Raw genomic sequence first — 23846 nt, 5'->3', positions numbered from 1 at the left:
CGAATACATGAACGGGTCGATCAGTCTATGCCGAAATCCAAGGGTCGCAAGCCAAATATTCGCTCATTGCTTCGAATCCCTTTTTCCATCTCTTCCGCATCGTGGTAATACTTTCGCAATTTCTTCGTTCAGGAAAGCGTCGAGTTCGGTATCGGAAAGTTCGCCAGTCCCGTCCATCCACCAGCCCCCGATGCATTGAACGGCCGGGTAAGGTAGATTGAATGCATTCTGCATCAATTCCATCAAGTCGAGCGTCGACACATCTGGGTACAGTGTCGACATCTCTCGAAGTATCCGAGAGGGAACCCATCCTTCTCGATATTTTGAGGCCACCAGCGCGGCAGCCCCTTCGTCGAACTTCGGCTCGTAATAGTTCATCGGGTAAACTCCACCATTGCACTGGTGTACTCTCCGGGGCTACCCTCGACGTTCACAATTTCCACCCTCTCGAACCCCGCTTTAGCGGCTTGTTTTCCAGTCCATGTCCTCGCCGCCGCGGCCTCCAGCGACAACCCCTTACCAGTGAGCTCGTTCAAGCCGGCAAGGTTCGATCCAAATTGCCAATTTCCCACTATCGAAGTGAACTTGCCTTCGAAGAATTTCAGAATTGTTTGGAACTGTTCCGCACCGTTCAGCAGAGTCGACCGTTGTCCATTTTCCAGTTTAGTTCTGAGGCTCACGAAGAGACTGCTACCCAAAACCTTACCCTCAGCGTGAAGCCGTGGGTTCGCCGTATCCTGTTTGTAGTATCGCTGACCTGGGATAGACCGATCGATCAGGCGCGGCGGTGAATGGACATTATCTTCGAGTGGGGTCGCTCCCGCGTGTTCGGGGCTCCGTCCCTCGCTTGCTTTCTCGATCTCGCGCCCGTCGTGCTCGTCGGCATCGCCAATTGTTCTGCGCGCCGCGCGGACCTCATCGGCCACGTCGCCCAACGTGTCGTACAGGTGGGTACCGGTCCGGCGGCTGAGCAGTTCGATCATGTCGTCCGCCATCCGCTGCAACTGTTGCAATAGCTCACCGGGCACGCCCTTCATCGCTGGCCGCCGCCTCCGACGCGCGCATCGGGCCTGGTCGCGGATCTCATACGTTGATCACCGACCTGCTCGCCGCCGTGCGGCGGGGTCGCTGTCGGCTTGATACCGCCGTAGCCCGTCGTCGGAGATCCGCGCGTATTTGGCGAGGCTGCGTACGGAGGTATGCCCCGACAGCTTCATCAGCACCGGCGTCGAGGCCCCTTCCTCAGCGGCGTGGGTCAGCCGCGAATGCCGCAACTGGTGCAGCGTGTACGGGCCGTCGTCGAAACGTTCGGTGTAAGTCTCGAACAACTCCGCCGCACGCCGATACGAAAGGCGCGCCCGCCCGGTCGACGGGTCGATATCGTTGCGGGCCACCGAAGGCCACGCTCTGCGGTCGGTGAGAAACAACGGACCGGATTTGCGGCCGGCCAGCATCTGCGGCAACAACCGCGCCGCGCCGGTCTGCCACGCGATGACCTCCCGCGCCCCGCCCTTACGGGTCACCACCGCGCACCGGTTCGCCGTATCCAGGTCGGGTACAGCGAGCATCAGTACCTCCTCGGCACGCGCCGAGGACTCGTAGAGCATGTGCCACAACACCCGTTCCCGCAGCGCCGCATCCGATCCCAGGATCTCGGCGACCCGCTCACGGCTCAGTGCCTTACTGGTATCCGGTGGTGCGGGCCGGGCCCGCAACCGCACCAACGGATCACCGGCCAGCCACTGCTGTTCGCGCCAATACCCGCACGCCGCCGCGAGCGCGGTCAACCGGATGTTGAACGTCTTGGGGGCCTTGCCGCCCCACATGAAGGTGAACCAGCCGCTGACCCGGTCCGGTTCCTGATCCAGCAGCGCCACATTCGTGTTCGCGCCGAAATCTGCCACCAACTTCTCCAGCGCCGCCGCATAGGTTGCACGCGTGTTGGACACCGTGATCGTGGCCAGGTAGATCCGCACCGCGTCGGCCAATCGCACATCATTCACCGGCGTCGGCAGCATCCGAACCCGTCTCATCGACCGACCTCCCACCAGTACCGCAGACAGTTTGCCGAGCCGCCGCCGCGTGAAAAGGACATCGCGCAGGACGACTGCGACATTACGACATAGTGAGTTGCTATGTGCGGTAACCGCTAAGCGCCGGATTTCTCAACGATGTTCCTCGACCCCTGTTATGTCACCCGACCGACTTTCCGCACCCTGCACGAACCCGCTCACACCACTTGACAAACATGGAAGCTTCACGGCATGTTCGGACACTTCGGACATGCCGGGGGATTCACCTGTGGCACGCTACGGGGCAGCTGACCCCGACCACGAACCGCTACCTCATAGATAAGGCGACGGTTCAATTCTCTGATTTCAGTCTGCGCCCCAACATACGCCTCGAAACCTGCTCAATATCCGAAACATTTTTGGGGGCTTGGGGACTGCAAGACTCATCGGCGGTGCGGGGCTGGCGTGCGCAGCAGCTGTTTTCCGGAACGGGTCTAACGTCGAACGATCTGTTTCGGACACGAGTGAGCGAGCGAGTTGCACCACAAACATTTGAGATCGCTGCTGAAGGTTGGCCTCGCCGCCCGCGGCCGCGCCTGTGGCGCGTCCTCACGGGCGTGGGCCCTGCGACAACGCTGCTTTGCGCATGCGGGCGGGGATGCGGGCTTGCAGACGCCTGGATTGTGCCTTCTGCGCGATGGTTGTCCGGCGCTGCCGGACCTGCGTAGGCTGCTCGGGGGTGTCCTGCGGGATCGTGCAGAGCTGAATGGCCAGATCGACTTGGGCGCGGGTAAAGCGCAAGCGTCGGCCGATCCGGGTGTGCGGGATTCGTTTCTGACGCGCGGCTTCTTCGAGCCAGTTGGCTGACGGCAGGCCAAAAGCCTGCGCGACGACGTCGGGGGAGTACAGAACCGGCAGGCCGATGGCGTCGTTGTCAGGAACGGGTTCTCCGTGCGCGACATCTGGCCTCGCGCTCGTCATGCGATCATCCAGTTGCGTAGGTGGGCGACGATATCCGCGGGCGTGACGGTGATCGGGCGATGGCGCCGACCCAGGCGGTCGGTCAGGACGACTCTGATCGTGCCGTCTTCGGCGATCTTCGGACTTCCTTGTAGTCGGCGTGTTATTGCGCCCTGTTTAGCCAGATCGGCGCGAATCATCAGTGCAGCCATGGCGAGGGCGTCGCGGCAGCTGCGGTGCATTGGTGCCACGCTGACACGAGTCAGCTGCGGCGTGAAGGTCAGTCTGGTGTAGCCGCAGTGCAATTCGAATCTAATTTCTGTTGGCGCGGCGGCGTGTTGGGAGTCGGCAACCGGACGTGGCTGCCGTGTTTCGTCCATCTGGTTGCTCACGGTACCTCCCCTTGAGCCCTTGTGAGCCGCTGGCGTCGTCGTCGGCGAACGACCCTCGGGCAACTCCAAGGTATTTCAATGGTGTGCGTCCCTGGATCGTAACTGGACATTCGAAGTCTGTCTATGACTCGAAATGTCCAATTGGCGTCTCTTTTGGACGGCCGGCAAACGCCTGCCGTGCGGCATAGAAAGACGTTCTGTGCGTCAGTTGCCTGGACGTGGTGAACGTCCTCCTGATGCGCTTGTCGGGCTTGGTGTCCCATCGCAGGAGCAGGAGGACGTTCATGGGTGACGGTAGCGGGGTGTCCCGAGGTGATCGCAATCGCAACGCGCGCCTTGCTCGGTTGCGGGCGCTGGTGCCAGCGACGAATGCGGTCGTCGGGATCGATCTGGCCGATCGCAAGCAGATGGTCGTGGTCACCGATCATGATTTGAAGGTGCTGGCCCGCAAAGCCTTCCGCTGTCGGGCATGGGATTTGGGTTCGGCGTTGGACTGGGCGAGCCAACGTGCCGCCGCGGCCGGGTTCGCCGGAGCGACAGTGGCCTGTGAGCCGACCGGGCATCGGTGGCGGGTCTTAGGGCAGCTGGCTGCCGATCGCGGCATGGCGTTCGTGTGTGTGCAGCCGGCGATGACCGCATGGTCACGCCGCGCCGAGGATCTGACCAGCGACAGAACCGACGAACAAGGACGCGGTGCTGATCGCCCGGTTGACTGCGCAGCTGCGCTGCTATGTTCCCGAGCCGGTCGAGGAAACCTGGGGCCGTTGCGGCATCTCGGGACGCGCCGCGAACAGTTGATCGTGGACATGATCTCCCAGATCCAGCAGATCCGAGCCTTGTTGGAGTGCGTGTGGCCCGCAGCGCTCGAGACTGCGCGTCAGCCGTTCCGCTCGCGCAACTGGGTGGCGGCGCTGCGGGTGATCTGCGACCGCGACGGCGGGGATCTGGCCCGCACTCGCCGCCTCGGCCTGGCCCCGTTCGAGCAGATGGTCCGTCGCGAGATCACCCGCGCCGGTGGACAGAAACCGTCCCTGCGGATCTCAGGGAAACTGTTTGCGGCGCTGAGCGATTCGGCTGGTGTGCTCGCCCACCGGCGCGGCGCTCTCGAACGCGTGCACCTACTGCTCGGCGATTGGACCGACCGCAAGCGATGCCTGGCCGACACCGAAGCGCGCATGACCGGAGTGCTCGATGGGCTCGAGCTGACCGATCTCGTCGCCTCCATCGTCGGGCTGTCAGCGGTCGGGGCCGCGGCGATCCTGGCCGAAACCGGCGCCCCTGCAAGGTTTTCACTGTCCGTGCCGTGGTCAAACACGCCGGCCTGGCACCTCGGGAGAAACTGTCCGGAACCTTCACTGGTCGCACCAGACTCACCGGCCGAGGCCGTCCCGGCATCCGGCTGGCAGCCTGGCGGGCAGTCTTTGCGGCACGGCACGCCAACCCCGTCTACGCAGCCCGGTACCAGCATCTGACCTGCCGCGACACCAACAAACTCACACCAGGGCAAGCCCAAGCCGCCATCGCCGCAGCGATCTTGCGGCACCTGCACGCCGTCATCCGCACACGTCAACCCTGGGACCTGCACATCGCCACGTACGGCACGACCAAAGCGCCCACCACGGTCTCGACCGCTGTCTGACGGCGGCCGGTTGAGCGGTCGGTCGGGGCGAGCCCCGCTCGGCATCGAGACACACCGTGATCTCGCCCATAATCATGGGCAGCCCCGCCCGTCGTCACCACAACCCGATTACACGCTGCAGGGACCAACCCCATTACCGCTATGCCGGGACGACGAAGGACAGGGCACCGACCAAACCGCTTGACACAAAACGCCTTACGCTGATTTTGGTGCGTCCGCACCGGAGACGCAGAACCGGCGTCATCCCCTGTGGTCGCTGTTGTCAGTGAGCACCGGATTTTTTTCCGAATCGTGCTGTCCAGCTTCCTGATTCGGTAGTGGGGCACCACACCGTCATAACCCCGAGGAAACCTTGGGTTGGCGACCTGGGGCCCTGCTTGGGTGGCAGAGAGTGATCTTCATATGGACGCCTTTGCTTTCATAGTCCGGAAACCCCTCGACCTCGCGCTTGAGGACGCTTGGCCGGTAGCCACAGAAGTAGCCGAGGATTGTTATGACGTCGACCAGAGGGCCATCATCCTGGTAGATCCGCAGTTGTTCCGAGCTACCACTGACTATCCGCGTCCCATCACTGCCGATAACGGCCCGCGATAGGGCGTGGCGTTGCACCGCAGTCATCTCATTGATCATCGCCAGGAGTTGAGGCGCACTCTTGACCTGCTCAATCCGGGCGTGACGGAGCAGGTCGCGGGCATAGGAATCGATGAGCCGATAGCTCTTGCCGTTTCAGCGGCCCTTCTCGCCCAGGATCTCGGCTAGCCGTTGGACTCCGCCAGGCTTGGTCTGCCAGACGAACATGGAGAAGTCGGCCACCGCGCCACGAGGGGTAGTGAGACCCTGTTCCCCGGCCGAAGAGCCGGACAACCAATGCACCCCGAAACGCTCGGCGGTCTGGTCAGGGTCCTCGGAGTCCCCAACGTCCACGCCTGAACCTCCGCCATACGCCAACACGTCCAGCAGATGCCAGGCCCGGTGGTCGCTGACGCTCTCGGCTATCACCAAAGCACCACAACGAAACTCGCAGCTGAGGCAACGACTACCTGAAGCCGCTGTCACTGCGCCCCGGTTCCGATCACCCGTCGGGTGGAAGCCATCGCTAACCCTCGACAGTTGAGTAGCGGTCTCACCATTCTTACGCCGCCGAACGTCAGGCCGAAGCCCTGACGTTCGGCGTCGTCACGGTTTGATTCGGACTCCGAACAGCGGCAGGCACTCCGTCAGCCCGGTCACTTCCACAGGAACGCTCCGATGGGCTTCCCAGCCCGTGCGGGTCAGCCGCAACCGTCGTATCGTCGCCGGTTTTCCCCGCACCGCGTGCACCTCGAGCCCATCCGGCTCGTATCCGAGTTTGCGGGAGACCCCGTGCGAGCCCAGGTTGTCCTCGAACGCGCTCGATACCGCCGAGCCGGCCCCGAGATGAGCGAAGGCCAACTCCAGCACCGTGGCCCGCATCTCCGTTCCGATGCCTTGACCATGATGTTTTCGGCCGAGCCAGGATCCTGTGTTCACCTCGGCGCAGACCGCGAAGTTCCTCGCACCGATCGACTGATACCGACCAGCTCCCCGTCCTGGAGCACGACGAGATTGAGGGTCCACGTGTCGACTTGCCAGTCGGCCCAGCATCGCCAGTGCCACCGCAGCACCCTCTGCGCACGTTCGTCCGGTTCCGCATCCGTCCACTCCGCCGTGAACGGCTGCACCGCCGGATCATGCACTCCCTCAGCAGCCAGCCCGGCAAGTGCGCCCAGGTCCTCCAAACCAGGTATTCGCAGTTCAAGCTGCGGTGTCCGCACCTGCAATCCGGCCAGGGGCCAGTACTTCATCAGGCTCATGCCCGCCATCATGGCCGCTGGGTGTCCTTCGGGGCCACGGGGTTTCGCCATCGGTGGATCCCGCAGCAAATAGCCTCGGCCGCAATCGCTTACGTCTGGCTCCGGCATCAACCCCGCGCAGAACCGCCGCATTAGCGTCGGATTCCGTTCGGTCCCCCGTCACCACGGCCAAGCTCGCCTCCGAGACCGAAGCGACCTGGAGCCGCTATGTCACCGCAACCCGGTTCCGGTCACCTGCTGGCTGGAAAACGCCGACAATCCGCGACAGTTGAATACGCGGTCCTACCAGTCCGGCCCCCCACCAATGCACCTCACCGCGCCGTTACTGGTGGTCAGCATCATCCGAATTGTCGTGGGCCGCATCTATTTCTCGCTGGCGTTTCCCTGTCGCTGCGGCCACAGCATCACTACAACCCGCCACGCTGCTTCCTGGCGGTGCTGACAGCGTGCGAAGACTGCAGTCATCGACAGGACGTAAACCAAGGGCGCCGCAGCAGACCCCTCGCGGCATCGCCCTCGGAGAGCACACCAAGCGCAGCCTGATTCTCAAGCTAGCGCTCACCGAGGGCCGCCGCCACGACATCGCTCCCTGCCATACCGAGGGCCAGTCGTTGCGCGAGATCGCCTACGGTGTCGGCGTCAGTATTGCTGTGGTGGCCGGCGCGATGCTCAGTCGTCTAGGTGCCTGATCACAGCGTTGGTCGGTCACGGTGAGGCACTACACCGATCCGGTCTGGGCCGCGAGAAACCGAACGCAGGTCATGCCTTCGCGCGGCGTCGGCGGTGTGCTTTGCTGGCGGGCTACAGGCGGCGCGCCTGACTGCACGGTGATGTCGTGCCTGTTGGTGCGGTCAAGCCGCGTAGGCGTGGACCACGTGTGGTCCCGATTCTGTCGGGCGGGAAATTGCCCGATCATCGTAGGTTGCCACCAGCTCTGACCCAGGCTGGTCGACGACCTGCTTGAAACCGAAAGACTGTAGGAGGGCGCCGATTTCGTCGGCGGTGAAGAAGGTCTGCCACGGTTCCCCAAGGCGTGCGGTGCTTTCGGCGCGTGCCTGTAGCTGGTCTGTCGTGTGCTCATGTGGTGTCGAGGTGACGGGGTAGAAGTAGTCCAGGACAACCTCCGACCCTGCGTGGTCGGTGATGTGGCTGAGGGTAGCGTCGACTGCGGGTCTGGTCAGGTAGACCGAGACACCGAGCCAGATGTATACCGCGCTGCGGGTGCGGTCGAGGCCTGCCTCGGCGAGTCCGTCCGCGAGTGTGGACTGGTCGAAATCGATGGGGACGAAGGTCAGCGAGTCCGGAATCGCGATCCCGGACTTCCTGAGTAGGTGCTGTTTCCAGGTTTGGGTGTCGGGATGATCGACCTCGAAGAATTGGACATTCTTGTGGACATTGCGGTACGGGGCCGTATCGAGTCCGGCGCCGAGGATCACGACTTGTTCGGTTCCCCTGGCGATGGCGGCTGCCGCGCGGTCGTCGGCGAATCGGGAGCGTGCTGCGATGTACAGCCTTCGACGACGAATTACGTCCGGGTGGAGCCCGCGGTCGAGTTCTGTTTCGGGCAGGACTGGTTCACCGAGGATCGGCACGGCCAGCGGATCGTTGAATATCAATCCGTTCTCGGCTGTCTGGTGGAGGGCCCTGATGTGGCCGATGGCTCTTGCGGTTTCACTGGGTCGCCCGTTCTGCATGTCTTCGTCACCCTCTCGTCGGTTGGGAATCTCGCGGTTTGGTCCGCGGTGCCTGAAGGATCGGTTTGGCGGGAGGGAACACGATCGGTAGCGCCTCGAGCGCCCGCTGAAACGGGCCTGGCCGCACCTTCAACTCCTCGGCGGGTTTGGCCAGCTTGATCTCGGGGACCAGGTCGAGCAGGTAGAGGAGTGCGTCTACCGCGAGCTGGTAGGCCACGTCTCGGGCAGGGCAAGCGTGGTTGCCGGTGCCGAACGCGAGATGGGACCGGTTGCCGGTGCGGTCAACGGCGTCTGGATCGGTGTGAGGGCCAGCGATGCTCAGCTCGCCATCGGCGTCCGGATCGAGATTGCAACCGAGAATGCTGATGACGACCGGCTGGCGCCCGGGCAGCCAAATGTTGTCGACCATGACCGACTGCTTCGGGTAGGTGATGCAGAAGTTGACCATCGGCGGGTTGTTGAACAGCACCCAGTCGACGGCGTCGCGAGGGGACAGATTGCCGCCGAGCACGCTGCCGCTGAATGAGTCGTCGGTGAGCATCAAGTGCAGGGCGTTCACGATCAGGTTGCGCGTTGCCTCGATGCCGGCGCCATAGAAGCTCGCCAGCTGGGCGACGATTTCGTCGTCGCGGAGTTTGATGATTTCGTCGTTGTGGAGTTTGATCGGATGGTTGATCAGCCGCGTGGTCATGTCGTCGCCGGGCTGGTCGCGCTTGAGCTGCACCAATTCGCTCAGCGCCTCAGTCACCTCGTTCATGCCCTGCTCCGATGAAGCGGTGGCGTTGAAGCGAGCGGCCATGCCAGCTGTGACTCGTTTCCCGATATCGGCTGGGCAGCCGATGAGATTGTTGAGTACGGCGAAGGTCAGCGGGAGCGCATACTGGCTCGCGAGGTCGGCTCTACCTGCTTCGATCCAGGTGTTGACAAGTGCGGTGGCGAGATCGTCGACGGTGGCGTGCATCGCGTACAGGTCGACTGGGTCGATGGCAGCGCGGGTTACCTCCCGGTACCCGGCGTGCTTGGGCCCGTCGGTGTGTCGCGCGGCGGGCCGGTACGCCAGCATCGGCAGCAGGGGACATTCCTTGGCGACCCTCTCCTGCCACTGGCGTGGATCGGCCGGAAAGTGCTCCGGGTCGTGCAGGATCCGTACAGCGGTCGGGTAGCCGAGCACGAGTGTGGCTGGTACGCCTGGCGCCAAGTTGATCGGTGCCAGCGTCCCGTACTTTTTTCGCAGCTGCTCGAGTGCTGCATGCGGATCGCTGGTGTACGTCTCATCGTCGAGCGAAAAACGGTCGTCGTCCGTGCCGAGAGGAGACCCGTGGGCCACAGGACAACTCAACATAATTCCCCTTTTTTGGACAGCGTCCAAGCGTGCACGGGCCTGGTATTGGTCTCGTCGCCTGTGCGAAATCAAACGCAATTATTTTCGGCGGCCGAACAGCACCATGCCATACCCACGGTCGCTACTGGAATGGGTGACCTACCCAAAACGCACCCCCATATTTAACAATTCATTTTCGAATCCGTTCGCGACGGTCGCGGGCATCGGCTCGCAAGGGAAGTGGCGCCTCTGAATGCGACGAGAAAGCCCAGGGTGCTGTGCTTTTCGGACCGTTTGTCCATCGCCTGGCGCGAAATCGGATGAATCGTTTCGGGCGTCGGCCGTGGATTGTGGACCCCCATAGGGTGCTTCGGGAATGGGGGTCCCCCATAAGTCACCCATAAACCATCCACAGACGGGGGATGGGTGAGTCCGGTGAGAATTGTTTGAATACCGCTCGGCCTCTTTCGGGTTATAGTCAGTGGGTGACTAAACCTGGGGTGGGGAGCGCGGTTCCGACACAGGGCCAGAGCTTCGTCGGACGTGCAGAGGACTTGCAGCTCATCAGTGGTCTGCTGATGGCCGGATCGGATCGGATGATCACGCTGGTCGGTCCTGGGGGAGTCGGGAAGAGCCGTCTGGCTGCGGAGGCTGGCAGTATGGCCACGGCCCGCGGTGTTCAGGTGCATTGGGTGCGACTGGCGCGACTGCCTGTGGAGTCGGACTCCGCAGCAGTGGAGTTGGACGACGCGGCGGTGGAGTCGGACTACGCGGCGGTGGAGCGGGAAACCGCGGACGCGGTGATCGGGGCCGACTACTCGCGGAAGGATGCGTGGGACGCGTTGGTCGAGCGCCTCGACCAATCAGACGAGTCGGGGCGTAGTCGGCGCGTTGTCCTCGTGCTGGACAACTGTGAACACGTGCTCAACGGCCTGCGGATTTTGATCCCGGCTCTGCTCGATGCCGTCCCGGGGCTGATCATCCTGGCTACCAGCCGCTGCCCCACAGGATGGATCGACGAGCGCCTGATCCCCGTCAAGCAGCTACGAGAAGCCGACGCCGTGACCCTGTTCGTGCAGCGTGCCAATCTCACCGGCTGCGCCCCGATTCCCCCGAGCGAAGAAGGTGTTGTTGCAGAGATCTGCGCCCACGTCGGGGCCTTTCCCCTTTTCATCATGTTGGCGGCGGCGAGGATGCGGCATCAGTCTCTGAGAGGTCTCCGTGACGAGCTCACTGGACGCCCAGGCGACAGGCGGCTGGGCTGGACGTCCGGGCCACGTTCGGGAGCCGACACGCGCCATCACAGGGTTTCCAATGTCATCGCCTGGTCCTACAACCTGCTCGGCGACATGGAAAAGGTGTTGTTCGAACGGATGTCGGTGTTCGCGGCGACGGGCGGCGGCACCGAGGGCGACCCAGGCAGCACCACCGCAGTCGGTGCGGACATCGAGGCGATCGAAGCGGTCTGCGGTGACGAGCAGAACAGCGGTGACGACGGGCAGCTGATGCTGCCGAGGCATGAGATCGAAGGACTTCTCGAGCGACTCGTCGACCAGTCTCTTGTCACGATCCACATCACGAGCAGCGCCGTTCGATACTCCCTGTTGGAGAGTCTGCGGCTGTTCGCGGGGGACCGGCTCACACAACGCGGTTCCGATGAACGCGTCCGCTTGGCCCGCCGGCACCTGCACTACTACCGGGACAAAGTTGCCGATGCCGCACGCCATTGGTTCAGCCCGGCCGAGCGCGAATTGTTGGACGGGATCAGGGCGGCGTGGCCCAATATCGTCACCGCGATCGAGAACAGCACCACCACAGCTGGCGAGGCACTCGCGGGTTTGGAGATCTGCCGCGATCTGATTCGGGTGCGGGAGCCCTTCCTGGAGGGTTCGATCCGCGAGGTCTCGCGCTGGACTGACCGGTGTCTGAAAGCGAGCCAGAAGCTGACGCCGCAGCCCACCGATGTCCAGCTCGAGGCCAAATCGGCCGTCGCCTGGATGCTCGTCCGGCAAGGCCAATCCGACGAGGCCACGGGCCTCTTTGAGGAATGCATCGCCTCCTGCGTGCCGGATGGCATGGACTGGCGGCACAACCCCGCGGCACTCGAGGACCTGTCCGCCGTTCTCGATTTGGTGTTGGGGACACGGATGTTCATGGATGACCAGGATCCCTTGGCTGTCGACGTGCTGCTACGGGCACGTCGCAAATTCCTCGACAGTGGCGACTACGGTGCCGCCGTCCTGGCCGGTATGTTCGCCGGTTTGGCTGCGGCACTGCTTGACGAGACCGGCGACCGCGCCATCGAGATCTCGTGCGACACGGTGGAGCGCGCCCGCCAGTCAGGAGCGAAGTGGGTGACGTCCTGGGCCTTGCTGGCCTGGGCCGTGACACTGACCAAACACGGCGATCCGATCGAAGCGGCGGAGGTGCTGCGCGGCACGCTTAGGGACCAAATGGACATCGGCGATCAGTGGGGTGCGGCATGGTCGATCGAACTGCGGTGCTGGGCACTGGCGGCGATCATCAACGCCGGCACCGCCGATCCTGTGCCGGTCGCGACTGAAATCGCCCACCTCGCAGGCGGTGTCAAGACCCTGCGGTCCAACTTGGGTGTCGACATCGGCGCCATGGGAACATTCGCGGTCGCATGCCACGACGCGATCAAGACCGCCCGTGGAGTACTCGGCGACGTCGTCTTCATCGCCCAAATGAACCGTGGTGAGCGGGACCTGCGTCCGTTCAGCGACGACGTGCATCGGCTTGCCTTGGGCGACCTGGTCCTCGACACCACACCCGCACTGAGTGAGACGACCGATCCGGCACTGGGGCCCTGGGATAGTTTGAGCCGGGCAGAGAAGGACGTCGCAGTTCTGATCGCGGCAGGTCACAGCAATCCCAAAATTGCCGACCTCCGTGGCACAACCCAGAAGACTGTCGAAAAGCAAGTTCAGGCGATACTCAACAAGCTGGGCATTTCGTCGCGGGGACACGTCCACGAATACGTTCCGGCGCACCACAAGCCGCGCCCAGATGGGCGCTACAGTGCTCGGCCTCGTAGATAGCGGCATCGCGGCCGTCGTCGTCGGGTCGACTCGTCTCCGGCAACCCAACTGGGACGACGGTCCATGCCCACCGCGGGGATCGGGGCAGGGCGCGTGAGCCAGTGACGGGAAAGTCTTCTTAGTGCGGGTCTTGTGATCGGCAAGTGGACATGCAGTAGCGCACGCCGAGCGTGTGATGGCGCGGTCGCTGAACATACGTGGGTTCAACACCGTGCGCCTGCGCGTAGTCACGTTGCGTTGCAATGCAATTCGGGCAGCGGCCTTCCGTAGTCGGGGTAGCCCGTGCGGCACCGGTGGCGCCCGGGGAGTTGCGACGAGCTCGCCGACTGTACTCGGTCAGCGATGCGTGCTGCCGTTTCAGCGGCTCATGCGAACGGCCCCTTCGACGTCGGCCATGCTCGCTTTTCACCACCACAAACGGGACGCGACGCACCGTGCCGGAATTCGCCCGCCGGTCGTCAATACGCACCCCCACGTCAACCCATGCGCGTCTGAACGCGCGGGCATCGAGCTGTGCTGCCGGCCGTCTGGCTCGACAAATTTTCGGTGCCTTCGATGGTCCGGTCGTGGATCAAACCGCCAGGTAAAGGAATTAATTCGTGACGGATGGGGGAGTAATGGATGGGTGGTTTTCTGGGGGATGCGTGGGGGCTCACCCATTTCAAAATCATCCGGACTATGTGACAGTCGTCTCGTCAACACAAAGCCGCCTCTACCAGGAGGAACGCGCGAGCATCGACGAAATAAAGACTTTCACTTCGACCACCAGATGAAATCCGAGCCCGGTTTGCTCACCTTGTGTTCACCGGGAGTCCGGCATGGCACAAAGGGAATTACCATGTCTCTGTCACGATCCGTAATTTCGCGCGCTCCGACGCTTATCGTGGGCGCAGGCCCCACCGGACTGAGCACCGCCTACGAATTATTGTCCCACGGGCTGCCGTGCCGCATCATCGACATGAGATCTGGCCCTGACCTCAATTCGCGGTCTTTCGCCATCCAGCCCCGAACTGCGGAGCAACTCAATCAGCGAGGGCTGCTAGAACCTTTCCTCAACGTCGGCCTGAAGCACCGGGGCATGGCGTTCTACTTCCGCGGCGTGGACACTGTCGAGTATCTGGACTTCACCGAGCTGGAGACCCCCAATCCGTACATCCTCATCAATGAGCAGCAAGATACCGAGGCGGCGCTGCGGGAGGCGGTAGAAAGGCTCGGCGGCATGATCGAGTGGAATACCGTGCTGGAGTCCATCACGATCGACGGCGACGGTTGGATCACCGCCGTCCTGCGTCACGCGAACGCCCAGGGCAGCGGTCGGGAAGTGATCCGGCCTGAGTGGCTGGTGGGATGTGACGGAGTGCGTAGCACCGTCCGCGAAAAGTGTGGGTTCGGCTTCGAGGGCATCAATTACACCGGGACGCGGTTCCGGATGATGGACGTCGACGTGCGTAATGCCCCTGTCGGCTGCAGCGAGTGGATCGAATACCGGATCGATCCCGAAGCCATGCTTCTCATGACCGCGCTACCGTCGGTCTACCACCGCGTGCTGATCAGCGATAGGCGCGACGCTCCTCGGGCCGTCGCCCACCCCGATCCCATCGCCGCACGCGAGGCGTTCCAGCCCGTCGTCAACTCCTGGCTGCCCGATACGGTGCTCGGCGTTCCCAAGTGGTGCACCGAGTTCGACATCATGCACCGGCGGGCCACCGGTTTCCGCCGCGGACGGGCCATTCTTGCCGGCGATTCCGCGCACGTTTATCCCCCAACTGGTGGCATGGGGATGAACACCTGTATGCAGGACGCCTTCAACCTGGGTTGGAAGTTGGCAGCTGTCTTGCAGGGACGCGCCCCGGAATCGCTGTTGGATACCTACGAGGCCGAGCGGCTGCCGATCGCCGAGCAGGTGGGCGAGGCCACCGCCATGCTGCGCGACATCATGATGGCATTCGACGACAATTTCGAGGCCCGTCGTGAGATCGTCCGACAGCCGGGATTCCACCACAGCGCCGCCGAGCGGATTGCAGGGCTGGGCTTTCACTACCGTGACGTCATCGCTCAGCCCGGTCTGACACCGCTTGCCGGTCTCGCTGCCGGGGACCGCGCCCCCAATACCCCCATCACCTCGACCAGAGGCGTGCACGATCTGCTTGCCCACCCCGACTACACCCTGATGGTGTTTCAGGGCCGCCCGCGCTCCACGGTGGCCGCCGATGTCGCCGAAGCCACCGCGCCCTTCCGCGATCTGATGCGCACCGAGGTGATCGCAGCACCCGAAGCGGGCGCGACTGCTCCGGCCGGTGCCCACATCGCCGACAATCCCGAGATCTTCCACCACTACGGCCAGCACGACAAGGACACGGTGGTTCTGACCCGGCCGGATGGGCACATCAGTTTCCGGTGCGGAGCGGACGAGCTGGCCACAGCAATCGCCACGTTCAAGGAGGCGGTGTTGACGTGATCTCCCAAACCCGCCATCGCGGCATTTCTTCCGGCGCATTGCTGCTCGCCGACGACGTCGGCACAAGTCGTATGCCCACCGAATGCGGTCCCACTGGCACCTGTGCCGCCGCGCCGATCCCGCTCTCGTCTGCGGTGCGGGGACCGTGGCCGTTGAGCGCGCTGGCGATACAGCACCCGCACCCCATCGTCGTCGGACTGCTGCGCCCAGACCTGCGCGCAACCCGGAATCGCGCGGCCGCGCAGGCGGCCGTCGACGCGGAGGAGATGAAGATCCGGGCGATCGCCCTCCAGCACCAGTGGCGAATGGCCGCTGTGCTGAGCACAGCGGGTCTACAGCCGGAGACCGACACGATCACCGATCCGATCGAACGCCTACTGAACCAGGTGCACCACTACCGCGCCAACACCGTGGTGGTGCCCCACCATCAGTACTTGACCGATCTGCAGGGACACGACTGCCGGGAGGCTGTGGGTCGGGCATGCGCCGTCGCCACGACCTCGCCAGAGCAGTTTTGGCCCTGTCCAGCCGGTGCCACAGCGGTCCCACCGAGGGCGTTGCCATGATCACGACATTCGGCCGCTCGATATCGCGGCACGGCCTCTGCAATCGGCGTACGGGACAGTGGTGATCGCGATGTCGGGATGGGAGTCGGTGTGGACGGTCATTGTCGTTATCGCGGAAATAGGCCCTCTGCTAGGCCTGTTCGTCGTGCTCGATGGCACGGCACCGACCACGACAGCTGCACCCCCGCCGAGCAGATCTATCGGATCGATAGCCGCCACCTGCCAATCTGTCCTGCCGATGATCTTGAGTCACAGCGCGCCCGATCAGGGATTCACGCTCCCGGAGGCACAGCGCGAATGCCGCCTGCACCGGTCATGCCGCCGCGACGAGTGCGCTCGGAAAGCAGCCGCGTACCGAGTAATGGTGGCGGCCAAAACGGTCCAGCCCGCACGAGAGGCGTGGCTGTGATAGCCCGATTCACGAATCGCACGAGATCACCTGAAGCGCGTGGCCGTGCAGCTCGATTCCCGCAGGTCGCTAGGAAGCAGTCCCGACGACTGGCCGGGCCACACGCCAAACACCTTGCGGCGCGGGTCAGCTTTGGGATTGCGAGGCCTTGCGGTGCGGCCACGACGGTATCGAGAGCAGCGGACATTGGTCCTGGGCGCGGCAGCTGTAGATACCTACACCCAGTGGTCCGGGGCCGTGCCTTCGGTGCTGGCCTGGTGCTGTTTATGCTCGCCACGGTCGTGGCGGTAGCAACGTCGGCTCGCCGGGCTTTGGCATGTTTGGAGTGGTGTGCTGGGACTGTTTCGTTGCTACGACCTCGCCGGAGCAACCGTGGCCGCACACACTGCAGCCAGCACATTCGTACAGTTCCGGGTAGTGCTGACATGGGCTCGAGAATTGGTCATTCGAAGTATCGGTCGGGTCGCGGCCGAAACTGGGGTTCGAAATTCAGCTCAAGTCTGTTCGACCCGTGATCTGCTCGGCCTGGTGCGTGCGGTGAGCTGTGCTGGCTACTGCTTCATCCTCGGACCAGATGACCGCAATCGAATTAGTCGTATCCACTCTGTGGTGCTCGGGGGAGCAATCAATTGCGTAGCGTTGGACGAGGACCGGGACTGTCTGCCATCGACGTCTGCATCGGTGAGCGGGAAAATGAATGTCTGGACTGCAGACATTGGGCGGGGGCTCGGCGTGACCGCCCAACAGATTCGGAGAGCAAACTCAAAGCTGAAGATGGTTTTTCGTCGCCCAGGCGAGCCCATGACGCTGCAGTGGAACCTGGGTGCGCCAGGCTCGCTCGCCAGCCACCGGGGTACCCGCGAGAAATCTTGTCACACAGTATTTTTGGCCGGGGCCCGGAGACAGCGGTTGGCGGTGCTCGGCGATCAGGCAGTCTGCCGCATCCGATGGTGAGGCTGCCTGGATCGGGGTTGTGGAAACTTGACGAAATCTGCGATTGGTTCGGCGAGCAGACCGGCTTGCAGATAGACGTTGCTGCATGGCGAACGACGATGGGTTCGCGACCAAAAAGCGCGGCATTGCTGGTACTCGAGGATCGCCTCGTGGTTCGATACGACGGGCGGCGGTCACTTCGGCATCAGATACAGCAGACGATGCACGAATTCGGTCATGTCCTATGTGATCACTTGGGAGGCAGGAGGTTCCAGAGCAGCCCAGGTCTGTTTGCGACGAGTCTGGATGCGGAAGCGCTCGCTGCTGCGATGCAGCGAGATTCCCTTGACTCTGAGTCCGAGATCCAGGCCGAGACGATCGGCACCCAGCTTGCGCTCATGACCCGCGAGGTCGCGCAGTTGTCGCCAGGAGGTTCGCACGGTGCTGAGAGGCGTTCGCGAATCCTGGAACCGCTGTGGACGGCACTGACCGCGGTCGTGCCGGAGGTTCGGCTGGGTAACCCTGGGCACCTACGATCGGCGATCGTTGCGGAACACAGGATGCGTGTCGAAATCGAGGACGCGATCGTGGCGCTGGCCCCGATCATCAACTTATCCGGTCACGCGAACGACGAGGCAGCATGGGCTCGCGCAATTGCAGAGGCGGTTGATCGCGCAGAGTCCGGGGCCGCGGCTGATGCCGTCAGTCCGGCATGGCCGACAGATGAGCGCGCTGTGCTCGCAGTCGCGAAGGCCTGGACCCGGCTCGAAATGGGCAGTTCTCGTTAACACCTTCAAGATCAGTCGATGTGCTTCGGTGGGCTACGCCGTGTTGCGCACCGAAGCCGTTTCCTCGGAAGTGGGTTCCTTGAGTACTTCGAGGATCTGTTCGAGGGTGTCCAGGTCATATGAGCTGAATCCCCGGCCTGCGATATGCAGCCCACGATCGCGTAGCAGGATGAATATTTGGATGAAGAGGTCGATCTGCTTGACCTCGGGACCTTCATCGTTTGTCAGATAGATGGGGTCGACCCCGAACTCAGCGGAAAGTCCCTCGGCGATCTCGACAGGCAAATTCGTGAGCTGGCCAGAGCGAGCTTCGCTGAGCATCGCACCCCGGACCGCTGTGCCGATTCGCCGAGAAACCGCCCGGGCGACATCATCGGTGGTGCGTTCGGGTTGGCCGTAGTCGTGCCTGAGCTGGAACAGCCGGTTCAGTTTGATCTCAAGTGTCAGCATCATCTTCCCTGCGTGCGGCTTGCGAATTGTTCGGCGTAGCGTGCCTGATCTTCTGGAGGTATGTTCTCGGGCCGTCCGAGCAGCCATCGGAGATAGGCCGATTCATCGCGGTCCTGTTCGTCGTCGGCGATCGGCGGTCGTACCTGTACGGCCAGGAGGGTCGCGATGAACTCGCCATCATCGTGACCGGCCGCGCGGCGGCCTTCGACCTGCGAGACGACGAATGCTCGCAGCAAGCGATCGGTACTACGACCGATCGCCTGCCGCAGCTCCCTCAACTCGGGGTCATCGCTGGATTGCGCCATCTTCTCGAGTCGCTGGTCGGCCTCAACCAGCTCGATGAGGGCTTTGAGGGGGAGCTCAGCGCGAAAGTCGGTCGTAGGCACGCGCGGCGGCGCTGCGGGGACCGGGTCATCGGCGTTGACCGGCAGCTGTTTGAAGTTGTAGAGGTTCAAAACCGAGCCCCCCACATAGCGGTAGGCCTTATCGAGTCGTCTACAGGTGTCTCCGCGCCCGGGTGCCTTCTTCCCAGCCTCGATGTCGTGGATGGTCTGTCGCGACACCTGGCCGAGACGGGCAGCTTCCACCACCGTGAGTCCTAGGTGTTCTCGCCGCTGCCTCAGGACCTGCCCATACTCCTTGAGCTCATCGGGCGATAGCAACACCTGACGCGAGCCATCCGCGTCACCCGATGACGAGACAGCATCCGCGGATGTCTCCTCGGCCGCGTTCTTCTCCCCACGCGTATCCATTTGTCCACCTTAGCAGTCATATCGGATCATATCAGGGCAGCTGAGCTGTCCTGTGCCGCCCTTCAGTGACTTAAACTGTCCAATACTGCTTGCGTTTAAAGTCACCTCCACGTAGCGTCCTTCATGTCAACACGGACTGAGGACCCTGGAGGGAGGGAATGAATGGATATCTTGTCCGCACTCAGCGCGGGATCTAGCGTCCTGGCGAACGGCGCCTACGTGCTCAACACACTGGCCAATCTGGCCGGATTCGTCCTGTCGCTCATCCCGTAGCTTCACGACGGATTGCGACAGGCATGTGACCGGCCTTGCGGTGTTCGACTCCCCCACGCACAGGCACCGCAAGGGCCGTGTCCTTCCCCTGCAAATGGTTACGCTCCGCGCAAGGACTTCCGCCGTCTTGTCGGCATATTCAGAGTTATCCCCTCTCCGATCCGTCGTATCCGACGGCGTGCGTCCGCGCATGCAATACGGCGGGCGCGCTTCGTCATTTGCAGGGCTCCTTCAACTTCTGAAAGACCATCCTGCACACCATGTTTCGCCAAGTCTGTCGACGTCGTCGCTGGCTACAGCTGTCTGGGAAAGTCGCAGCAGGTGACGGTTGTGCACACCCACACGCAGTGAGGACGACCGTTGCGACGCTCTATCACCACAAACGAACACCCAGGAATCTGTAGTGGATCTGTCGGCATCTGCTTCGCGGGCAACGAATCGCCACCCCTACCGCCGGCTAGCAGCGACCGGAATCCTGGTGCCGACGAAATCAATGGCACTGCAGACGGTTTCGTCTCAACCGAATCAGATCACGATGACTGCCGCGGCCTGTTCCCGGCCGGAATTTCGCATGTAGGTCTTCTGATGGAAGCGGTAGTCGAATGAGCAAACACCGAGTTCGCCGAGTTTGCGCACCTACCCGCGTCGGACTAGGCGCTGCGGCGTGCACAGCGGTCGTCATGGCGGTCACGGGAACCGCGTCCGCTGACGAGAGCGCCGTCCCGATCTTGTCAGGTTCATGCCCTGGTCTGTACGTACTCGGGGTGCAGGGCACGAGCGAATCATCGCCCAACGCAGATCCTTTCGCGAATTCCGGCATGCTCGGCCAGATTTTCGAGCCGATGATGGCCCAAGGCGTGGACCTTGAGCATGCGACCATTCCCTACGACGCGGCGTTCGGTGGTGCGCCAGGAACCGGAAGCGGCACTGAAACGTTCGCAAACTCGGTGTCTGCTGCGCAGGCGCGGCTGGACGCATCGGCCGCGGCCGTGATCGCTCAATGCCCTGGTACCAGGCTCGCGATCGTAGGGTTCAGCCAAGGCGGCGGTGTGGCGGCAGATTTTGCCCGGCGGACCGGCGCAGGAGAAGGCCCTGTCTCGGCCGACCAAGTTGCAGCGGTAGCAGTGATGTCGGACTGGACGAGACCCAATGGTGCGGAACCGATCCCTGGACGGCCTGGTCAGGTAACGCCCGATGCGCCGCCTGACACCGATGGGGTAGCCACGTCGCAGGTGCGGCTGCCTGCGGTCCCTGGCACCGGCGGAATCGCTGCGGACAATACAGGTTTCGGTGATTTGACTGGCCGGGTCGGTGAGTTCTGTGCCGCCGGTGATCTCAGTTGTGACGCCCCTGGGCATGCAGCTGCACTTCGCACAGTTGCTGGGATCGCCGCGCAAGCCGACTTCCTTGATCCGATCGCGGCGGTGCAGTCGCTGGGCGCCGCGTGGTCGTCGACGGTGGCAAAAGCAAGCAATCAGGTGATATTGGAGGACATCCAGGTCGCAGACGGACAGGTGAATTACCTTCCCGGCGAATCGGTTTCGCAGCGGTTGGCCGATTCTGCTGATCCGCGCATATCCGATCCGTCAGCGCAGCAGACGGAAGCGGCCACCGACAAGATCAGCCGGATCGCCACAGCCATCGTTGCCGATCCCATCGGCCAGATTCCTCGGCTGGTCGGACAGATCGGTGCGGCGGTGGCCGCGAACTTGGCCGATAACGCCGATCTGGCTAATCCGGCGGTACTCGCTCACTACGGGAATGTTATCGCCAACCACACCGGCTACGGCAGCGATGGCACCGCCCAGCAGACTGCGGAATGGTTCGCTGCCGTATCGCACGACCTTCACGGGTGAGCCTCGTGATGATCGACTCACAACGTCCGCCTCGATCCATTTCAGTGCTGGAGCTGCCCGATCGTAGGGGCTGGAGTGTGTCGGCATGAGCGCGAGCATCGAATTCGACGTAGTGGCAACCGCGCTCACGGAGGCTCGGAAGGTTTACACAGGGGCAGGTTCAGGCCTAGTCATCGTGGGATTTCGTCAGGACGGTTTCGTCGCCGACACCATGCACCGGCGCATCAGCCAGCTGCAAGTCAGCGCCTGCATCCCCGCATCGGTCAGCGCCACGACGATTGTCGTGATCGTTGTTGGAACGATCGGCGATCTGGCCAGAGCGAGCCAACTCGTCGACGAGGTAGCGAAACAGATTGCAGCGAACGGGATCACGGTCGCTGCTGTGATCTACACGCGGGACCTGTCCCTGGGAACGTGGATTGATCTGTCACGGACCCACCCGCGAGATGGGGTTTTGCCCATCGCGAGGCACCGACGGCGACGACGGCGGTGGATTCCTCGTTTTGCTGCTGCGGTGAATGCACGTGCACGCCTGCACCGAAATGTGGATCGACCGTGAGCATCATGCGCGACCACCTCGGAGACGGCACTCTCTGTACCTGCGGTTCCGGTGACCCATTCCCGCTGGTCGGGTTTGTAGCAAGTTTGGCTGCACTGCTGCTTGTGGGCGTGCTGGTCTGGGTTGCGCTCGATGGGTCGCCATCGACTCGGGAGCCTTGTCGTCGCAACACCATGCCTGTCCTACAACTCGCCGAATCCGATGTCGCGGTGTTGATGTGCACTTCGGATGTTTGCAGGGCAGAGCTGTTCTGGCGTTTGAGGTCTTCGCAGATTGCCGCGGAGAGGTGATGGGAATGGCGACTGAACGTCTGGGCTTGGTCAAGGCAGCCTTTGCCGTGCGTGGGGCGTGCGACACCCGGCTTCCAGAAGGACCGTCGGATACGACAACGGTGACGGCGGGCGCGGTCTATCGCAGTAGGTGGGATGATAATGGCTTGGACTGAGCTCCTCTATCCCACAACGATTTCCGCGCTGACTCTCGGAGTTAACGTTGCTTTGACAGTCCGCGGGCATCGCCCCCGGCGACCAGGCTCACCGACATGCGGCAGAGCTCATGCCTACGCGGTCTTTGCTAGTGGCGCGTCCACGCGCCGGATCTGGTGCTGCCGCGCTGCGCAACTGGATAGTGAGACCGGCCGATGAACGTCTCAGATTCGGGCCAGCAGATTGTCGTTGAGGTACCCACTGTCAAACGTGATCGCAGGGGTCGGCCCGAAGCCGGTAGGGACACTGCAAGTCCCTGGGTGCTGGTTGCGACGCTGGCGGATCCGCAGGCATGGTGGGTTGTCGGCGAGGGGGCGCATCCGCGGCGGTGGACGCGTTTGAGCCGCACGCGTATTGCGGGCAGTAGCACTGTGAGTCAGCATCTTCCCTCGACAATCGGCGCTGCGATCAGCAGTCACCAGGCGCAGGTTCGCTCCGTGTATCTGCCGTCGGGCGTGCGCATGAGGATCATTGCAGTCCCCGTGCTGACGCCTACCGACGAGGTATCTGCCGTCCATGTTTGGGCAGGACCTCGATTTCAACCAGTACCGCCGCGACCCGATGTCGGGACACTGACCTGGTGGAACACTCGCAATGGCCTCGCCTCCACCGATCCGACGCTCGAGCACCTGCTCGACAGCGCCGTCGATGACTCTGCGACAAGGACGCTCCCGGACCTCATGCGGCATCTCGAGGACCTCGAGGACAGAGCCGGGCTACTGAGGCTATTCGACGCATCCGCTGAGTCGACCGAACTTTGGTGCGGCACAGCGGTGACCGTGGGCATCACCACCCGTGCACGGAGGAACCTGTACATCGCCGCGGCCAGCGTCCGTGCCGATCATGGGCGGACTATTCGCGCACTCGTCTATGACATCAGCGACACAAAACCGGTCCCATCGCCAACCTTACTGACACGGTTGATACGAACGATCCCGGTCGAGCCCTACCACGCGGTCGGCGTCACCGATCTGGTGACCGGCCTGGTGCATCTGTGGATCGCGCCAGGCCCGCCTCCACTGGACCTGTGGATGTACGAGATCCCCGAGACCCATCCCGATGATCTCGCCAGAGTGGCACAGATCCGCGCTCGGCTACTCGCAGGCATAGATCAAGCGCACATCACATGGCGCCTCCGGTTCGGCACAGCCCCGTGGGTCACCGTGCACGCCCGGCTAACGGTTCTCACACGCGACGTCGCGCCACAGGCATGCCTTGACTTGCGCGTGGAAAACCAACCCGCCGACAATCACCACCTCTCCCGGAATCCCCGATCCACCAGGCCTTTCGATCAATGCAACGCACAGGACTGACGGACAGTGACCGGCGCAGGAGACACGTCGTCATGCGATCAAAAGATCAGTGGATCAACACATTACGAGATCAGCCATCAGTCCGGCCCCGC

Annotated in this window: 21 protein-coding genes and 2 pseudogenes; 11 read left to right on the top strand and 12 right to left on the bottom strand. The window is 62.9% G+C overall.

All coding sequences use genetic code 11. From position 1 onward, the window contains the following. Positions 1–63: 63 nt before the first annotated feature. The 5 genes from ACIBG0_RS37020 to ACIBG0_RS37000 all read right to left on the bottom strand — a co-directional run bounded on the left by ACIBG0_RS37020 (position 64) and on the right by ACIBG0_RS37000 (position 3364). Complete coding sequence (locus tag ACIBG0_RS37020) at positions 64–378, bottom strand: hypothetical protein (protein ID WP_397039392.1); 315 nt, start codon at positions 376–378, stop codon at positions 64–66. Next, a complete protein-coding gene (locus ACIBG0_RS37015; RefSeq protein ID WP_397039389.1) occupies positions 375–1037 on the bottom strand; it encodes a hypothetical protein in 663 nt (220 codons plus the stop codon). Before ACIBG0_RS37015 ends, ACIBG0_RS37020 begins: the two co-directional genes overlap by 4 nt. Positions 1038–1094: 57 nt before the next feature. Then, positions 1095–2033 (bottom strand): tyrosine-type recombinase/integrase, encoded by a 939-nt coding sequence (locus ACIBG0_RS37010; protein WP_397039387.1) that lies wholly within the window; start codon positions 2031–2033, stop codon positions 1095–1097. Positions 2034–2621: 588 nt separating this feature from the next. Continuing rightward, positions 2622–2993 carry a helix-turn-helix domain-containing protein gene (locus tag ACIBG0_RS37005; protein WP_397039384.1) on the bottom strand — a complete coding sequence of 124 codons (372 nt, stop codon included), beginning with the start codon at positions 2991–2993 and terminating at the stop codon, positions 2622–2624. Then, complete coding sequence (locus ACIBG0_RS37000) at positions 2990–3364, bottom strand: hypothetical protein (protein WP_397039382.1); 375 nt, start codon at positions 3362–3364, stop codon at positions 2990–2992. Before ACIBG0_RS37000 ends, ACIBG0_RS37005 begins: the two co-directional genes overlap by 4 nt. A gap of 236 nt (positions 3365–3600) precedes the next feature. Between ACIBG0_RS37000 and ACIBG0_RS36995 the strand changes: the two are divergent. Both ACIBG0_RS36995 and ACIBG0_RS36990 read left to right on the top strand, forming a co-directional pair. Continuing rightward, positions 3601–4209: pseudogene (locus tag ACIBG0_RS36995) on the top strand (transposase); the annotation flags it as partial. After that, positions 4095–5003 (top strand): transposase, encoded by a 909-nt coding sequence (locus ACIBG0_RS36990; protein ID WP_397039432.1) that lies wholly within the window; start codon positions 4095–4097, stop codon positions 5001–5003. The pseudogene ACIBG0_RS36995 and the gene ACIBG0_RS36990, both read left to right, overlap by 115 nt. 726 nt (positions 5004–5729) lie before the next feature. On the opposite strand, the gene ACIBG0_RS36985 is transcribed toward ACIBG0_RS36990, so the two are convergent. The 3 genes from ACIBG0_RS36985 to ACIBG0_RS36975 form a co-directional block, all read right to left on the bottom strand. Continuing rightward, positions 5730–5927: a hypothetical protein gene (locus ACIBG0_RS36985; RefSeq protein WP_397039379.1), complete on the bottom strand. Its 198-nt coding sequence runs from the start codon at positions 5925–5927 to the stop codon at positions 5730–5732. Between the two features lie 252 nt (positions 5928–6179). Beyond that, entirely contained in the window at positions 6180–6626 is a 447-nt protein-coding gene (locus tag ACIBG0_RS36980; RefSeq protein WP_397039431.1) for a GNAT family N-acetyltransferase, read from the bottom strand. After that, complete coding sequence (locus tag ACIBG0_RS36975) at positions 6509–6886, bottom strand: hypothetical protein (RefSeq protein WP_397039441.1); 378 nt, start codon at positions 6884–6886, stop codon at positions 6509–6511. The genes ACIBG0_RS36980 and ACIBG0_RS36975 overlap by 118 nt, the downstream gene beginning before the upstream one ends. 395 nt (positions 6887–7281) lie before the next feature. Between ACIBG0_RS36975 and ACIBG0_RS36970 the strand changes: the two genes are divergently transcribed. After that, the gene (locus tag ACIBG0_RS36970) at positions 7282–7524 is read left to right on the top strand and encodes a hypothetical protein (RefSeq protein ID WP_397039376.1); all 243 of its coding nucleotides are present in this window, start codon (positions 7282–7284) and stop codon (positions 7522–7524) included. A 162-nt stretch (positions 7525–7686) separates the two neighbouring features. Here the strand turns inward: ACIBG0_RS36970 and ACIBG0_RS36965 are convergent, their stop codons facing one another. Both ACIBG0_RS36965 and ACIBG0_RS36960 read right to left on the bottom strand, forming a co-directional pair. Then, positions 7687–8529 (bottom strand): class I SAM-dependent methyltransferase, encoded by an 843-nt coding sequence (locus ACIBG0_RS36965; protein WP_397039374.1) that lies wholly within the window; start codon positions 8527–8529, stop codon positions 7687–7689. A gap of 7 nt (positions 8530–8536) precedes the next feature. Next, positions 8537–9856 carry a cytochrome P450 gene (locus ACIBG0_RS36960; protein ID WP_397039372.1) on the bottom strand — a complete coding sequence of 440 codons (1320 nt, stop codon included), beginning with the start codon at positions 9854–9856 and terminating at the stop codon, positions 8537–8539. 416 nt (positions 9857–10272) lie between these two features. Here ACIBG0_RS36960 and ACIBG0_RS36955 point away from each other — a divergent pair, with 416 nt between their 5' ends. The 4 genes from ACIBG0_RS36955 (at position 10273) to ACIBG0_RS36940 (ending at position 18066) form a co-directional block, all read left to right on the top strand. Continuing rightward, on the top strand, positions 10273–12912 hold the full coding sequence (locus tag ACIBG0_RS36955; protein ID WP_397039367.1) for an AAA family ATPase: 2640 nt from the start codon (positions 10273–10275) through the stop codon (positions 12910–12912). Positions 12913–13537: 625 nt separating this feature from the next. Beyond that, entirely contained in the window at positions 13538–15370 is a 1833-nt protein-coding gene (locus tag ACIBG0_RS36950; protein WP_397039363.1) for an FAD-dependent monooxygenase, read from the top strand. Beyond that, positions 15367–15936, top strand: coding sequence for a hypothetical protein (locus ACIBG0_RS36945; protein ID WP_397039361.1), 570 nt, complete (start codon positions 15367–15369; stop codon positions 15934–15936). The genes ACIBG0_RS36950 and ACIBG0_RS36945 overlap by 4 nt, the downstream gene beginning before the upstream one ends. Before the next feature lie 1380 nt (positions 15937–17316). Then, entirely contained in the window at positions 17317–18066 is a 750-nt protein-coding gene (locus ACIBG0_RS36940; RefSeq protein WP_397039358.1) for a DUF6545 domain-containing protein, read from the top strand. Between the two features lie 33 nt (positions 18067–18099). Here ACIBG0_RS36940 and ACIBG0_RS36935 read toward each other — a convergent pair whose 3' ends face one another. Both ACIBG0_RS36935 and ACIBG0_RS36930 read right to left on the bottom strand, forming a co-directional pair. Continuing rightward, positions 18100–18519, bottom strand: coding sequence for a hypothetical protein (locus ACIBG0_RS36935; RefSeq protein ID WP_397039355.1), 420 nt, complete (start codon positions 18517–18519; stop codon positions 18100–18102). Beyond that, positions 18516–19268, bottom strand: coding sequence for a helix-turn-helix transcriptional regulator (locus tag ACIBG0_RS36930; protein ID WP_397039353.1), 753 nt, complete (start codon positions 19266–19268; stop codon positions 18516–18518). Before ACIBG0_RS36930 ends, ACIBG0_RS36935 begins: the two co-directional genes overlap by 4 nt. 875 nt (positions 19269–20143) lie before the next feature. On the opposite strand from ACIBG0_RS36930, the gene ACIBG0_RS36925 reads away from it, so the two are divergent. From ACIBG0_RS36925 to ACIBG0_RS36910, 4 genes and pseudogenes are all read left to right on the top strand, one after another. Further along, positions 20144–21397, top strand: a complete 1254-nt coding sequence (locus tag ACIBG0_RS36925) for a cutinase family protein (RefSeq protein WP_397039350.1) — start codon at positions 20144–20146, stop codon at positions 21395–21397. A gap of 85 nt (positions 21398–21482) precedes the next feature. Beyond that, the gene (locus tag ACIBG0_RS36920; RefSeq protein ID WP_397039348.1) at positions 21483–21956 is read left to right on the top strand and encodes a hypothetical protein; all 474 of its coding nucleotides are present in this window, start codon (positions 21483–21485) and stop codon (positions 21954–21956) included. Positions 21957–22596: 640 nt separating this feature from the next. Further along, positions 22597–22983, top strand: a pseudogene (locus tag ACIBG0_RS36915) (GAF domain-containing protein); the annotation flags it as partial. A gap of 378 nt (positions 22984–23361) precedes the next feature. Next, positions 23362–23754, top strand: coding sequence for a hypothetical protein (locus tag ACIBG0_RS36910; protein WP_397039439.1), 393 nt, complete (start codon positions 23362–23364; stop codon positions 23752–23754). Positions 23755–23846 lie beyond the last annotated feature (92 nt).

Origin of the sequence: Nocardia sp. NPDC050630, from assembly GCF_044457245.1 — a bacterium.
In the GTDB taxonomy this organism is placed as follows: Bacteria; Actinomycetota; Actinomycetes; order Mycobacteriales; family Mycobacteriaceae; genus Nocardia.
This window is presented reverse-complemented; position numbering and strand designations above follow the sequence as displayed.